We start from the raw sequence: 14494 nt of genomic DNA, 5'->3' as shown, positions 1-14494 counted from the left end.
ATGAATGTGGGAGGTGTTCGGATAAAGTCGATAATCAAGGCTCTCCCGGCAGTCTGCGCCCATCCAATCAGGGTGTCCCACAGGACGCCCGAACTTGCTACAATGTCTGCGGCGCGGAACCAGCCTCCCGCGCCGCTTTTCTTTTTTGGCCACATGCCACCAAGGAGAACCTCCCCATGCACAATAAACGCGTGCTCGTCGCCATGAGCGGCGGCGTCGATTCCAGCGTAACTGCCTATCTGCTCAAACGCCAGGGTTACGAATGTGTCGGTGCCACCATGCGCCTCACCTGTCCCGCGCCCGATCCCGTCACGGGCATGAGCAAAGTCGACCGCGACATCGCCGATGCAAAGGCTGTCGCCGAGCGCCTGGGGATACCCCACCATGTGCTCGACCTGCAGCAGACCTTCGACCGCAACGTGATCGAGCGCTTTGTGAACGCCTACCAGGAGGGGCTGACGCCCAATCCGTGCATCATCTGCAACCGCCACATTAAGTTTGGCGCGCTGCTCGATGCGGCGCTGGACATGGGCTGCGACTACATCGCCACGGGCCATTACGCCAAAACAAGCCAAGCGGCAGACGGCACCTGGCAGCTACATCGCGGCGAAGATCCCAAAAAGGACCAAAGCTACTTTTTGTATTCGCTTACGCAGGAGCGCCTGGCGCGCACGATTTTTCCGCTGGCAGGCTTGGACAAAGAGCGCGACGTGCGCCGCATAGCCGCCGAGCAGGGCTTTACCAACGCCCAGAAGGCCGAAAGCGAGGACATCTGCTTTATTCCAGACGGTGACTACGCGGGCTATATCGAGCGCCGCTGCGGACATCCCGCTGCACCGGGCGACATTGTGTGGCGCGACGGCAGCGTGGTCGGGCGCCACAACGGCGCGCTGCGCTACACCATCGGCCAGCGCAAGGGCCTGGGCGTTGCGATGGCGCATCCCGTGTACGTAACGGGCGTCGACGCCGCCAACAACACCGTGCATCTGGGCGAGGCCGAGGACCTAACCGCCTCGGCGCTAACTGCCGATGAGTGGATCTGGAGCGCGCCGGACGCACGCATGGAGGCGGAGCTCGATGCCGGCGGCATTCGCGTAGGTGCCAAGTACCGCTACCGTCAGAAAGACCAGGCAGCAACCCTTACACGTGGCGCCGGCGGACAAATGCTGCTAACTTTTGACGAGCCGCAACGAGCCATCGCCCCCGACCAGGCCGTTGTAGTCTATCGCGGCGACATCGTCCTGGGCGGCGGTACCGTGACTGCCGCACTTAAGTAGCCGTGGGTTTATCGCTGCACGTGTCGAAGTACCTCAACAGCGGCACCAACCTCGATTACGCGACGCTCGAGGCCGCGGCAAATGGCCTCGAGTCGACCCTCCGCCGTTGCCCATTCGCTCTGCGAAAGAATCTCGATCGCCTCATCAACAAATCCGTTGAGCCGCGATAAATCGAACCAATCGAGCGAGTCCGCAAGCGCCAGCTGAGCGGAAGGGTCGGGCCCAAACGGCTTAGCGGAAAACCCAAACTCCCCAGCCGCGAGCAAGACGGTTGGCACGTTATACCACAGACAGTTGCCGCTATCGAACAGCGGTGCAGGTTTTATCTCCAGGGTGTCGACGTTGCGGATGATGCCAAAGTTTCGCCAATGGCGATCACTATTGGCCAAAAGGGCATCGCAGACAATCATCTGCGACATGGACCTTCTCACAACGGCCTCATCAGCTCCATGCTTACCAAGGTAGCGACAGTATCGGTCGTACGTCGAGTTTCCTCGCTGACCGCCAAGTGCATCCTTAACGTAAAAGGCTGGAACGTATTCCTCGCGGCCATCAAGAAAGTCATCGCACAGGCACACGGGGCCATCAAACATGTGCTCAACCGTATAAGAAACAAACTCATCCTCGGGTAGCAGGCGACGGTGCAGGGCCGTTGCAACCGCCTCGTTAAAGGGCCGCTGGTCATCCATGCCGCATCCTTTAGCCAAGACGCGAACGCCGCGGCGGATCATCCATGATTTAGGGAGCTCGCCCTCGGACGTGTTGTCGGGGTTTTTAAGGCCGATGCCCTCCAGCCAACCCGAACGCCCCTCGGGCGCAGACCGCTCAAAATCATTCTCGAAGTAATTGAGGTCTCGCCATTCGAGTCCCTCGCAATCGGCCGGCCGCAACCAATAGCAATCCGAAAGCGACAGCCCCAGGCACTCAACCGGCACCTCGATGCCGCTGGCAATTCCCAGTTCGCGATAGCGCGAGATAAGTCCGGGGCGGGCGTCGGGCACCGACCGATGGCTCCACCATGCATTGAGCGCCCGCTTATTCACCGTAGGAGAAGAGCTCGAGCATGTGCCAAACGGCATTCGTTGCGCATCGAGGACCTCGGCGATTTCGAAGGGAAACTCGCGCGTCGGATCAAATGAGACATGCGCGACCTCATGGTCGGCCGACATCAGCGTAAACTTGCGTCCCACATCGGCCGCAGGACGGCGTCCTCGCTTGCGGACCTTTTGGTAGGCGGTCGCAGAATTGTACTCGACCATCTTCCGGCCGCCCACAATATCGCACACAAGCGTCCCCGATGCGGCAAGTTGCGATATGCGGGCTTTCGTAACGCCCAACAGGCGGGCGGCATCACCCATAGATAAGTATTCCGATGTATCCATGCGCCGCATCACCTCGTTAAGTATTTCACGCGTTAAGATAACTTATCTTATACAAGATAATACTAAACGGACTGAATTGAAAAAAGGCCCGAAAAATCGGGCCTTAGTGATTGCTCGGCTGAGTTACGGACTGCCCCTTAGCGCTGCACGTAGGCGCGGACCAGCTCGTAGGTATTGCGCACACCGTCGGTGTGGCTGCGTTCGTAGTTGTGGCTCGCGTACACGCCGGGGCCGATCAGGCCATGGCGAATGTCGTAACCGGCCGAAAGCGTGGCCTCGACGTCCGAGCCGTAATGCGGGTACACATCGATGGCGTAATCGAGTTCAAGCTCGCGCGCGATGTTGGACAGCGTGGTTACCAGGTCGTAGTTGTACGGACCGCCCGAATCCTTGGCGCAAATCGACACCATGCGCTCGGTGCAGCCCAGGTCGTCGCCCACGCAGCCCATGTCCACGCTGATCATCTCGCGCGTATCAGCCGGCACAAAGGCACCGCCGTGGCCGACCTCCTCGTACACGGTAAAGAGCAGCGACACCTTGCGCGAAAGGGTCACCCCACCGCCAGCAACGGCGCGAGCCAGACCCAGCAGAATCGACGCGGACAGCTTGTCGTCAAGGAAGCGGCTCTTGATGTAGCCGCTCTCCGTCACCGTGGTGCGCGGATCCATAGCGATGATGTCTCCGGTCTGAATGCCCAGCTCGAGTACGTCGTCCTTGCTGTCGACGTTCTCGTCGAGCAGGATTTCCATGTTCTTCTCGATGGTCTTGACCGGCTCATCGGCCACATGCGCCGAAGGCTCGGTATTGAGGACAACACCCGTGTACACATTGCCGTCACGCGTGTAGACGGTGCAGTTCTCGCCATCGGCCGTAGACCACTGATGCCCGCCGAGGGTCGTGGGGCGCAGGCGACCATTGTCCTTAATGGAGCGCACCATGGCGCCCAGGGTATCGACATGGCTCGCCAACACGAGCGGCTCGCCCTCGCCGCCAAGCTCAACCAACACGTTGCCCTTATTGGAGCGCTCGGGCCCAAACCCCATCTCGCGCAACGTTTCCATTAGATAATCAGTCGCCGCACGGGTATAGCCCGTAGGTGAAGCAATAGAAGTCAGCGTCTTCAACTGGTCAGTAATATAGGAGAGCGTCTCCTCTAGAGAAGCATCAACATTAGAAGCCATATGCATCCTTCCAAGTAAAACTAAGACCGAGCCCCGATTTTAACCGTTCTGCACATGCAATACTCTAGAAACCGAGCCGACTCCAGACGTCCCCGCATCGGTTTTGTGTACGCGCCCGGTTTACAATCCTAATCTTGCATAAATCCTATCGGCATCTGCATAAATATGAGTCATCTTTTTGCTTCGTCTCAGGGTACCCCACCTTGGACCGTGCAAAAAACGGAGTATTCAGCACCGTGGACCCCGTCAGCCCCATCACAAACGGCAAAGCGACGCGGCTACAGCAGTGTTGCAGGTCGTCGCAAACCAAAAACGCGGCGACAGCCCCCCTCCGCTCATCGATAGCCCACCCGCAATGGTTGTCGATGGGCGTCTGCGGGCCACTGCGGCCCATTCACAACGTTATGCATTTTTCAGAGCTTGCTGAATACTCCCAAAAATGCACGCTGGGAAGTGCACCACCTATCCGCAGCGGGCAGCATGCCTTGGTTTTGCCCATCTTGGGGCATCGGCGCGGCACAAAAAGCCCCGCCGCGCGTAGCACGGCGGGGCCAGCAGCAAGTCAAAAGACCATACGCCTACGGGCGAAGGACCACCAAACTGGGCTAGGCAGCCGGGCAGATCTTCTTGAAGAGCTCGATAACGTCGTCGAGCGTCGCCTCGCGCGGGTTGCCCGGGAAGCAGGCGTCAGCCATGGCGTCCTTGGCCAGGACCTCGATCTCGTCGGCCTTCATGGCCTCGCAGACATGCGGGATGTTCACGTCGGCGGAGAGTTGCTTGACGGCGGCGATGGCGGCGTCGGCAGCCTCGTCGGTGCTCATGCCCGTGGTGTCAACACCCATGGCAACGGCAACCTTGGCCAGGCGCTCGGCGCAAACCGGCTTGTTGAACTCCATAGCGATCGGCAGCAGCATGGCGCAAGCGACGCCGTGCGGGGTGTCGTAGTGAGCGGACAGGGTGTGAGCCATGGCGTGGTCGATGCCCAGGCCGACGTTGGAGAAGCCCATGCCGGCGACATACTGGCCAAGAGCCATGCCCTCGCGGCCGGAGCCGGGCTGACCGGACTTGGCCTCGGCAACGGAGTCGCGCAGGTTCTCGCTGATCAGCTTAATGGCCTCAAAGTGGAACATGTCGGAGAGCTCCCAAGCACCCTTGGTGGTGTAGCCCTCGATGGCGTGGGTCAGAGCATCCATGCCGGTAGAAGCGGTCAGGCCGGCGGGCATGGAAGCCATCATGTCGGGGTCGACGACGGCGACCTCGGGGGCGTCGTTGGTATCGACGCACACGAACTTGCGGACCTTCTCGGGGTCGGTGATAACGTAGTTGATGGTCACCTCGGCGGCAGTACCGGCGGTCGTCGGCACGGCGATGGTGAACACAGCGTGGTTCTTAGTCGGAGCAACGCCCTCGAGGCTGCGGACATCGGCGAACTCAGGGTTGTTGATGATGATGCCGATAGCCTTGGCGGTGTCCATGGAGGAGCCACCACCGATGGTCACGATAGCGTCAGCCTCGGCGGCCTTGAAGGCCTCGACGCCGTCCTTGACGTTCTGGATGGTGGGGTTGGGCTTGATCTCGGAGTAGAGGCTCCAAGCGATGCCAGCGGCGTCGAGCTCGTCGGTTACCTTGGCGGTAACGCCAAACTTGACCAGGTCGGGATCGGAGCAGACGAAAATCTTCTTGTAACCACGACGCTGGAGCTCGCCGGGGATCTCCTTGATGGCGCCAGAACCATGATAAGAAATGGTGTTGAGAACGAAACGATTAGCCATTGATAGCCTCCCATCGTGTGCGGGGCACCCATTACGCCCCACGCTATGAGTCCCATCCTAACGCTTTTGAAACAAAAAACACGTGAGAACATCAAAATTGTTAAAGCGTTTCAACAGAAGATGAAAATATATTGCGGCAAAGGGGCTGTCCCTTTGCCGCATTCGGTTACTTTCGACAGCCCTCTTTCCAAGCCTCGGCCGCAAGCTTCCAGCGAAAACGCAGGTCGCGCTCGCGGTCGATGAACATGATGGCAAACGCGACAAACAGCAGCGCGCTCGCCACGACGATGGCGTGCAGACCCATGCGCTCAATGCACCAATTGCCCAGCACGGCACCAAACACAAAGGTAAAGATCACACCAAAGTACAGCAGGCCGTTTTCCAAAAAGCCGCGCTTGTGGGTAATGATGTAATCGTCCACGTTTTGCAAGGCATTACGGAGGTTGCCGATACACATGGTCGTGGCGATGCCGTGACCGTGGATCTTGCGGAAGCTCTCGACTTGCATACCGCAGGCAAACGAAGTGAGGCAGTTGGCGAGCAGGTTGAAATCGCCACCGGGAATAAAACTCACGCCCAGCAAGATGACGGCTTCAAAGAACACCGTCACCTGACGCCAGTGGATCACGCTGCCAAAACGCTCGTGTACCAGGTCGGCAAGCATAATGCCCACAGCAAACGAAACCACAGGGAAGAAGTAACGCCCCGCAAGTGCCCAATTGCCCTCCGAGATGCTCACGCCAACGAGTAGGATGTTGCCTGTCTGCGCGTTGGCGAAAACATGATCGCGCCCAATGTACGAATAGACGTCCATAAAGCCACCGGCGAGCGCCAAGATGATGCCCAGCTCAATAGATTCCGATATCTGTTTGGCACGCTGCATCGTCGTGCATCCTCCTTGTTGACGACTCTCTCGTGCGTTGGCGGAAACATAGCCGCCGTTCATACTGTAACCCATTGACAACATGGCGCGCCCGCGAGACGGGCTCCCCAACGCGCAGATACACAGTCTGGAAACAAACGGCGGGCTCGGCGCCACACCCGACGCCCGACGCCTCGTGTACTCCACCAGTCTTTTTAGCCCCGTCCCAAAAAGACTGGTTACAATTACGTGCAGCATACAAACACCGGGAGGGATCGTGGCAAAAAAGCCTCAGCACGCTCAGAACAACCAGCGCAGTCAGCAGGGCAAACAGGGCCAGCAGCAAAAGCGCGGCGGCAAGGCGCAGGGTGGGCACACCACTCATGCTCCAGCAGCTCCCTCACGCCCCTGGCGCCCGGGCCGCGATAGGTTCCTCCCCGTCAGCCGCGCCGACATGGATGCACGCGGTTGGGACCAGTGCGACTTTGTCTACATCTGCGGCGACGCCTACGTGGACCACCCCAGCTTTGGTATGGCCATCATCAGCCGCGTACTCGACGCACACGGCTACAAAGTGGGCATTATCTGTCAGCCCGACTGGACCGACCCCGCCAGCATCACGGTGCTCGGCGAGCCGCGCCTGGGCTTTCTCGTCAGCGCCGGCAACATGGACTCCATGGTCAACCACTATTCGGTGACCAAGCACCGCCGCCACACCGACGCCTATACCCCTGGTGGCGAGGAGGGGCGCCGTCCCAATCGTGCCGTCACGGTCTACGGTAACCTCATCCGCCAGACGTTCAAGGACGCCCCCGTCATCATCGGCGGCATCGAGGCAAGCCTGCGCCGTCTGGCCCACTACGACTACTGGCAGGACAAGCTCAAGCGCTCGGTACTGCTCGACTCGGGCGCCGACATCCTCATCTACGGCATGGGCGAGCACGCGATTGTCGAGATCGCCGACGCGCTCGACGCGGGACTGCCCGTCGACCAGATCACCTATATCAACGGCACCGTCTACCGCACGGGTTCGCTCGACGAGGTCTACGACTACGACCTGCTGCCCAGCTGGGACGACCTTACCGCCGACAAGCTCAACTACGCGCGCAGCTTTAACGTGCAGCAGCAGAATATGGACCCCATCACCGGTCATCGCCTGGTAGAGCCCTATCCCAACAGCGTCTATGTGGTGCAGAACCCGCCATCGGCGACGCTTTCCACCGACGAGATGGACGAGGTGGCCGAGCTTCCCTACGCCCGCGATTGGCATCCCGACTACGACGCGGCGGGCGGCGTACCGGCCTTTGCCGAAATCAAATTTTCCATTAGCTCCAACCGCGGCTGTTTTGGCGAGTGCTCGTTTTGCGCCCTCACCTTCCACCAGGGCCGCGTACTGCAGATGCGCAGCCACGACTCGATCATGCGCGAGGCCGAGCTGCTCACGCGCGATCCCGAGTTTAAGGGCTACATCAACGACGTGGGCGGACCGACGGCTAACTTTAGCCGCCCGGCCTGTGACAAGCAGCTCAAGCACGGCGTGTGCAAGAACAAGCGCTGCCTGTGGCCGAGCGTATGCAAAAACATGGTGGTCGACGAGAGCGGCTACACACAGTTGCTGCGCGATCTGCGCCAGCTGCCGGGCGTCAAGAAGGTCTTCGTCCGCAGCGGCATCCGCTTTGACTACACCATGGCCGACGCCTCGGACGAGTTTTTGCGCGAGCTGCTGGAGCACCATGTCTCGGGCCAGCTGCGCGTAGCGCCCGAGCATGTGAGCGACGCGGTGCTCTCCGTAATGGGCAAGCCGAGCCGAGCCGTCTACGACGCGTTCTGCCGCAAATTTGAACGCTTGAACCGCGAATACGGACTCAAGCAGTACGTGGTGCCGTATCTGATCTCGAGCCATCCTGGCTCGACGATGAAGGAAGCCGTGGACCTGGCCGAGGCCGTACGCGACATGGGTTATATGCCCGAGCAGGTGCAGGACTTCTACCCCACCCCGTCCACCATGTCGACCTGCATGTACTACACCGGCGTGGACCCATGCACCATGGAGCCGATCTACGTGGCACGCGACCCGCACGAAAAGGCCATGCAGCGTGCGCTCATCCAGTATCGCAAACCCGAGAACTACAAGCTGGTACGCGAGGCGCTGGAAAAAGCCGGACGTCGTGACCTGATCGGCTACACCAAACACTGTCTAATCCGCCCCGTGCCGCCGCGCCCGGGCGAGACGTCTGCTGGCGGTGGGCATGGCACCGGCAAGAAGGGCGGCAAGGCCCACGGCGGCTCTGGCGGCGCTGGCAAGGGGCCCAAGGACAGCAAGGGGCACAGCGGCATGTCGCGCGCGCAAAACACTGCCGGGCGCAACCGTGCAGCTCAGGGGCGTCAGGGCGCCAACGGAGGCGGTCGCCGCAACTAGGGCAGCGGTGCGCTCGCTGCGTCCATCCCACACGCGTGGCGCAGCGAGCGCATTGCCTCAACGAGGATGACGCCGGCGATAGCGACCGTGATTATCACGTCGAGCGGTGTGTTCACAAACCACAACAGACCCATCAGGTACGACCCGGCATTAAAGGCAAAGTGCAGCAGAATCGTATAGCGAAGCTTTCCGGTGGTCACGAGCACCCAACCAAAAATGATGCCCGCGGCACCCGCATAGCAGCCCTGCACCCAGTTCATGTGCATAAAACCGAAGATTGCCGCCTGCAGCACGATTGCCGCGGCGATACCCCGCGCGCTCGGGGCCGCCCAGGGTACCATGGCGCCGTCCTGCGCGCTCGCACGACGCCGGCGCTTCCAAAGTGGACGGCACTGCGGATTAAACGCTCGTAGCGAAAACTCAAAAACAATGCCGCGCACCAGCAACTCCTCGCAAAACGGAGCGCCGAGCACCGTGGTCAGGACGGCAAGAAGGTTGGTATCGCCCAAGCCTGTTTCCTCGACGAGCTCGCTATAGTCCGCCGCAACCTCGGGCAGCAGCGACAGCACGCCGTCGCATAGGTAGCTAATGACCACCTGCATGGATAGGCCGATCACGACAACGCATGCGATGCGCTTCCATGCAGCATTTGCTCCCCCGCCGAGCGGATGCGCGCTTTGCCGGCGTGCCATAAACGAACGCGGCCACAGATAACGCCACCACAGCAGCGCCATTAAAAACGATGCCGTCTGCGCGACAGCCTGAAGCAATTGAATATCGAGGCCGTCAATCGAAAAGCCCATGAACACCGATGCGACGCCCAGAGCGGAGAACAAAACCACGCTCAGGGCGATATCGGCAGCGACGACGCCAAAACAGGCAAGCGCCCAAATCATCGCATTGAGCATGCCAACCTCCTCAAAACCGTTCCCTAGTTCTACCACAACTTGGCAGAGAGCTGATCCCATGGGGACGGAGGAAAACGGATCACTTATTGATGAGAATCGGGCGCAGTGCCAAAAGCCCCGTTGGGCGAAATGTCGAACGGGAAGGTGCCGCAGCGATTGAATGCGGCGATAAACATGCGGATGGCGTTGGACGGCGTGGTGCCCACGAGCTGGGTTGCCGCCGCGAAGGCCGCCTTTTCCTCGGGCAAGACCTTCGCGACTACGGGGGTCATGTGTTCTGCCATGGCGCTTCCTTTTTGAAACGACGGTAGTGCGGATAGATGCGGGCCACGCGGCTGGGCGACGGGCTGTGAAGGCAACCCGATTGGCCCGCATCTGGAGTTTGTTTCTGCGGCGTTGGTATTACTTGGTATTCCTAAGTATTACCACGCAGATAGAATACCACACCCGACCCCATGGGGACGGAGGAAAACGGATCATTTTGTTGCTGAATTAGTATTTAGAGCGTGATGATGTCCGAGATATCGAGGGCCTGAGCGTCGGCGACATCGTGCGTGGCAAGCAGGAGCATGCGGCCGTCGAGCAAGTCGAGCACGACCTCGGCGCATGCGTCGCGCGCAGCGGTATCTAGACCGGTAAAGGGCTCGTCCAGAATCACCGCATCGCCTGGGCACAGCAGAGCTCGGGCGATCTCAACACGACGGCGCTGCCCGCCCGAAAGCTCGGCCACGCGAGCATGCACATCGACCCCCGGCACCAGCAAGCGCAACAGGGCCGCAGCACTCGAGGCGTCCACGCGTGCATCGGCGCACACCAGCACGTTATCCAGCGCCGAGGCGGACTCGACCAAGCGTGCATCCTGAAACACCATCGAGCACGGTGCGCACTCCCCTGCCGCAAGGGCAAGGAGCGTCGACTTACCCGCACCCGAGGCGCCCATCACACAGATACGCCCGCCCGCGGGCACGTTGAGCACCAGACCGTCCAGCGCCGGCGCCCAGGGCGCGCAATCGCCCACGGCAAGCGCAAGCTCCGCTGCAGCGCCATCGCCCGCAGCCCTCGCACGCCCGCGCAGCCCATGCCCATGCGCCCGCACGGCCGCACCCCACGCCACGGGCCCCGAAACCCGCAGCAGCCACACCAGCACGCGCTCACACGCCCACGAGGCGGCAACGACCAGCACGGTCCAAGCCAGCAGGTCGGCCGTCTCAATCAAAAGCTTCGCCTGATAGATGCGCTCACCCACGGTGCCCACCGCCATGCCGATCAGCTCGGCTGCCACACCGGCCTTCCAGCTCATGCCGATCACGGCACGCGCACAAGAAAGCACAAACGGCAGGACTTCGCGCCAGGTATGGGCGCAAAACAGTCGCCAGCCGCGCACGCCATGCAGACGGAACATCTGCTCCAGCGGCTGATCAGCCTGCGTCAAGCCCTCGGCCAGCGAAAAATACACGCCCGGCAGCGCCATCAAAAAGACCGCGGCAATGCTCACGCGCGCCGATCCCAGCCAGATAAGCAGCAGGACCACCACGCAGGCAACCGGCGTCGCCTTTACAAACGACAGCGCCGGAGCCACCAGGTGCGCAAACGCCCGCGAACGAGACGAAAACCCGGCAAGTACACCACCACACACCGCGGCAAGCGCCAGCCCGCCCAGTATCCGCGCGCCCGAGCCCGCCAGAATCGCCCACGTGCCGGCATCGCATATCAGGCGCAGCAGCGCCAAGGCAACAGCACCCGGCCCCGGCAAAATCAGCGGCTGCGCCACCAGCGCCGCCACCAGCATCCACACGGCAAGCCAAAAGGCGGCGACGGCACCTGCTGCCGCCACCGCCTTCGCACGCTCTGTCATTTGTCGAGCAAACGCACGCACGGGCTACTCCATGTAGTAGAAATTGTCAGCCGGAAGTTTACCACCCACGGCACTCGCGTCCGCGCCGGACAGCACCTGCAGATACCCGCTAAGTGCCGCCTTCATATCCTTGCCCGTCTGGCAGACAAGCATGCACCCGGGAATCGCCTTCTCGGCGATCTTGGCGTTGTCCACGATGCCGGCATCGACCACGGCCTGCGCCCAGTCTGCCGGCGCCGCATTGACAGCCTTAACGCTCGCTGCATGGCAGCTCAAGAACTCCGCAACGGCCTCGGGATGCTCCTCGGCAAAGGCACGGCGCACCGCGGTCACGCCCGTCAGCAAACGGGAGCCCGTGTCACCCGCGAGCTCGTCCCACACATCGGTCAGGCTCACCGGTGCCGACAGCTTGCCCTCGCTCTTGGCGATGGCAGCGGTCTTGAATGGCTCCGGCAGCACGCCCACGGCGGACGGGTCGGCAAGCAGGGCCGACAGCACCTCGGTGGGTTCGCTCTTAAACTCAAGCGCCACCTGGCCGGTCAGGCCCGCGCGCTCCAGCAGGTAGTTCATGACGTACTCCGGCGTGGTGCCCTTGCCCGTCATGTAGACGGTATGGCCCGCCAGATCGCCAAACGAGGCCACACTCGCGTCGCCCGTCACAACGTTCAGCACGCCCAGCGTGTTGATGTCGATGACCTGCACCGCGCCCTCGGTCTTGTTGTAGAGCACGCTCGCCACGTTGGCCGGCACCAGGGCAATGTCGATATCACCCTGAATGACCTTGGGCACAATCTCGTCGGCGGCAGTGTTGATCGCAAAGTCGAACTCATTGTCCGTCTCGCCGTTTGCGGCCTGGTCCATAAACTGCACCAGGCCAATCGAGGTCGGCCCCTTGAGCGAGGCGACGTGCACCTCGACCGACTCTGCAGCAGCACCGGCGCCGTCCGCGGCAGCCGAGCCCGCGGCGGACCCGGCACCGGCAGCCCCGCCGCCACAGCCCGCGAGCACAAGCGACAGGGCGCCCACGGCGAGCGCCGAGGCAAGCCCCCGGCGCGACATCTCAAAATCAAACGCGCGCATCGTTAGCACATCCCTTCGTTAGGCATCGTCCAGGCGTGGTGGTCAGTGTGCAGCAACTCCTCGGCCAGCGGCGAGAGCGGCGCGCCCAAGAACTCGCGATAGCATGCCTGAACATCGGGATTCTCGTGCGAGAAGCGAATGTCCGCTGCCGCATCGAGGCCCCAAAGAACCTGGCCACGCTCTGCCGCCAGCTCGCAGCCGTCATGGATGGGCTGGCCACCGCCACCGACGCAGCCGCCCGGACACGCCATGACCTCGACGAAGTCATAGCTCGCACGGCCGTCGCGAATCGCATCGAGCAGGCGGGCGGCGTTGCCCAGCCCGTGCGCCACGGCGACGCGCACCTTGGTGCCATCGATATCGGCCATGGCTTCCTTCCAACCGTCGAGCCCACGCATCTCGGTAAAGAAGTCGGCATCGGGATTCTTGCCCGTCACCAGGTAATAGGCCGAGCGCACGGCGGCCTCCATCACGCCGCCCGTGGCGCCAAAGATCATACCCGCGCCCGTGCCAAAGCCCAGCGGCGTATCGAGCGGCTCCTCGACCAGCGTGCCGACGCTCACGTGGCTTGCGCGGATCATGCGTACCATCTCGCGCACCGTCAGCGCAACGTCCATGTCGGGCGCGCCGTCCTCGCCCACCATGCTCGGCAGCGCGCACTCGGCCTTTTTGGCGGTGCACGGCATCACGGACACCACAAACAGGCGCTCGGGCTCCACGCCCAGAACCTTGGCGTAATAAGTCTTGGCGACAGCGCCAAACATCTGCTGCGGCGACTTGGACGTGGACAGGCTGTCAACAAACTCCGGATAGCGCGCCTTCACAAAGCGCACCCAGCCCGGGCAGCAGCTCGTGAACATGGGCCAGCCGCGGCTGTCGCCCTCACCCTTGGCGGCGGCGCCCAGGCGCTCGATCAGCTCGGAGCCCTCCTCCATAATGGTGAGATCGGCTGAGAAATCGGTGTCGAACACGTACTCAAAGCCCACACGGCGCAGTGCGCAGGCCAGGCGCTCGACGGTGGCCTCCTCGCGCGGAATGCCGAGCTCCTCGCCCCATGCGCTACGCACGGCCGGCGCAATCTGCACCAGCACGATCTTATCGGGATCGGCGAGGGCATCGAACACGGTCTCGGTATCGTCTCGCTCGCGCAGCGCGCCCGTGGGGCAATGCGTGATGCACTGGCCGCATGCGACGCAGTCGGTCTTGCCGATCGGCGCACGCCCGCGGGCGCCCACGGCGGTGTGCGTGGCGCGGTTGGTCAGGTCCCAAATCCCCAAGCCCTGGACGCTCTCGCACACCTTGATGCAGCGCATGCATTTAATGCACTTGTCGTTGTCGCGGATGATGGGGAAATCGAAGTCCCAGCCCTCGCGCGCCAGGTGCTGCTCGTACGGCAGATAGAAGATACCCAGGTCGTTGGCGATGGTCTGCAGGTTGCAGTTACCACTGCGCACGCAGCTCGTACAGCGCGAGTCGTGCTGGGACAGCAGCAGCTGCACGTTGGTGCGGCGCGCCTCGCGGGCCTTGGGGCTGTTGGTGTGGACCACCATGCCGTCGAGCACGTAGTTGTTGCAGGCGGCAACCAGCTGGTCGCAGCCTGCAACCTCGACCACGCACACGCGGCAGCCGCCGATCTCGTTTAGATCGCGCAAGTAGCACAGGGTGGGAATCTGAATGCCGACGGACTTGGCTGCGTCTAGGATCGTGGTGTGCTCGGGCACGACGACCTCGCAGTTATCGATCGTGAGCTTGACCATG

At 61.9% G+C, this 14494-nt stretch carries 11 protein-coding genes; 2 read left to right on the top strand and 9 right to left on the bottom strand.

All coding sequences use genetic code 11. The features are described 5' to 3' along the window. The first annotated feature begins 53 nt into the window (after nucleotides 1-53). Nucleotides 54-1277: a tRNA 2-thiouridine(34) synthase MnmA gene (gene mnmA, locus DW151_RS09225; RefSeq protein WP_255413777.1), complete on the top strand. Its 1224-nt coding sequence runs from the start codon at nucleotides 54-56 to the stop codon at nucleotides 1275-1277. A gap of 8 nt (nucleotides 1278-1285) precedes the next feature. Here the strand turns inward: mnmA and DW151_RS09220 are convergent, their stop codons facing one another. From DW151_RS09220 to DW151_RS09205, 4 genes are all read right to left on the bottom strand, one after another. Continuing rightward, nucleotides 1286-2659, bottom strand: coding sequence for a DNA-binding protein (locus DW151_RS09220; RefSeq protein WP_147351779.1), 1374 nt, complete (start codon nucleotides 2657-2659; stop codon nucleotides 1286-1288). Between the two features lie 137 nt (nucleotides 2660-2796). Further along, nucleotides 2797-3840, bottom strand: coding sequence for a M42 family metallopeptidase (locus DW151_RS09215; RefSeq protein ID WP_118335511.1), 1044 nt, complete (start codon nucleotides 3838-3840; stop codon nucleotides 2797-2799). Nucleotides 3841-4445: 605 nt separating this feature from the next. Further along, nucleotides 4446-5612: a lactaldehyde reductase gene (fucO, locus tag DW151_RS09210; protein WP_022094861.1), complete on the bottom strand. Its 1167-nt coding sequence runs from the start codon at nucleotides 5610-5612 to the stop codon at nucleotides 4446-4448. Nucleotides 5613-5778: 166 nt separating this feature from the next. After that, complete coding sequence (locus tag DW151_RS09205; protein WP_118335509.1) at nucleotides 5779-6495, bottom strand: YoaK family protein; 717 nt, start codon at nucleotides 6493-6495, stop codon at nucleotides 5779-5781. A 256-nt stretch (nucleotides 6496-6751) separates the two neighbouring features. Between DW151_RS09205 and DW151_RS09200 the strand changes: the two genes are divergently transcribed. Further along, nucleotides 6752-8893 carry a YgiQ family radical SAM protein gene (locus DW151_RS09200; protein WP_233543388.1) on the top strand — a complete coding sequence of 714 codons (2142 nt, stop codon included), beginning with the start codon at nucleotides 6752-6754 and terminating at the stop codon, nucleotides 8891-8893. Here the strand turns inward: DW151_RS09200 and DW151_RS09195 are convergent. From DW151_RS09195 to DW151_RS09175, 5 genes are all read right to left on the bottom strand, one after another. Next, entirely contained in the window at nucleotides 8890-9801 is a 912-nt protein-coding gene (locus DW151_RS09195; protein ID WP_158571688.1) for a CPBP family intramembrane glutamic endopeptidase, read from the bottom strand. The two genes, DW151_RS09200 and DW151_RS09195, sit on opposite strands and share 4 nt — an antisense overlap. Before the next feature lie 83 nt (nucleotides 9802-9884). Further along, nucleotides 9885-10085, bottom strand: coding sequence for a hypothetical protein (locus tag DW151_RS09190; RefSeq protein ID WP_117583961.1), 201 nt, complete (start codon nucleotides 10083-10085; stop codon nucleotides 9885-9887). Nucleotides 10086-10300: 215 nt separating this feature from the next. Next, nucleotides 10301-11677, bottom strand: coding sequence for an ATP-binding cassette domain-containing protein (locus DW151_RS09185; RefSeq protein WP_147351778.1), 1377 nt, complete (start codon nucleotides 11675-11677; stop codon nucleotides 10301-10303). A 3-nt stretch (nucleotides 11678-11680) separates the two neighbouring features. Next, nucleotides 11681-12736, bottom strand: coding sequence for an ABC transporter substrate-binding protein (locus tag DW151_RS09180; protein WP_118335503.1), 1056 nt, complete (start codon nucleotides 12734-12736; stop codon nucleotides 11681-11683). A 2-nt stretch (nucleotides 12737-12738) separates the two neighbouring features. After that, the gene (locus DW151_RS09175; RefSeq protein ID WP_118335519.1) at nucleotides 12739-14493 is read right to left on the bottom strand and encodes a [FeFe] hydrogenase, group A; all 1755 of its coding nucleotides are present in this window, start codon (nucleotides 14491-14493) and stop codon (nucleotides 12739-12741) included. Nucleotide 14494 lies beyond the last annotated feature (1 nt).

The organism is Collinsella sp. AM13-34, from assembly GCF_003473055.1.
Classification (GTDB): domain Bacteria; phylum Actinomycetota; class Coriobacteriia; order Coriobacteriales; family Coriobacteriaceae; genus Collinsella.
Note: the sequence above shows the minus strand (reverse complement) of the source record. Positions and strands in the feature narration are given on the sequence as shown.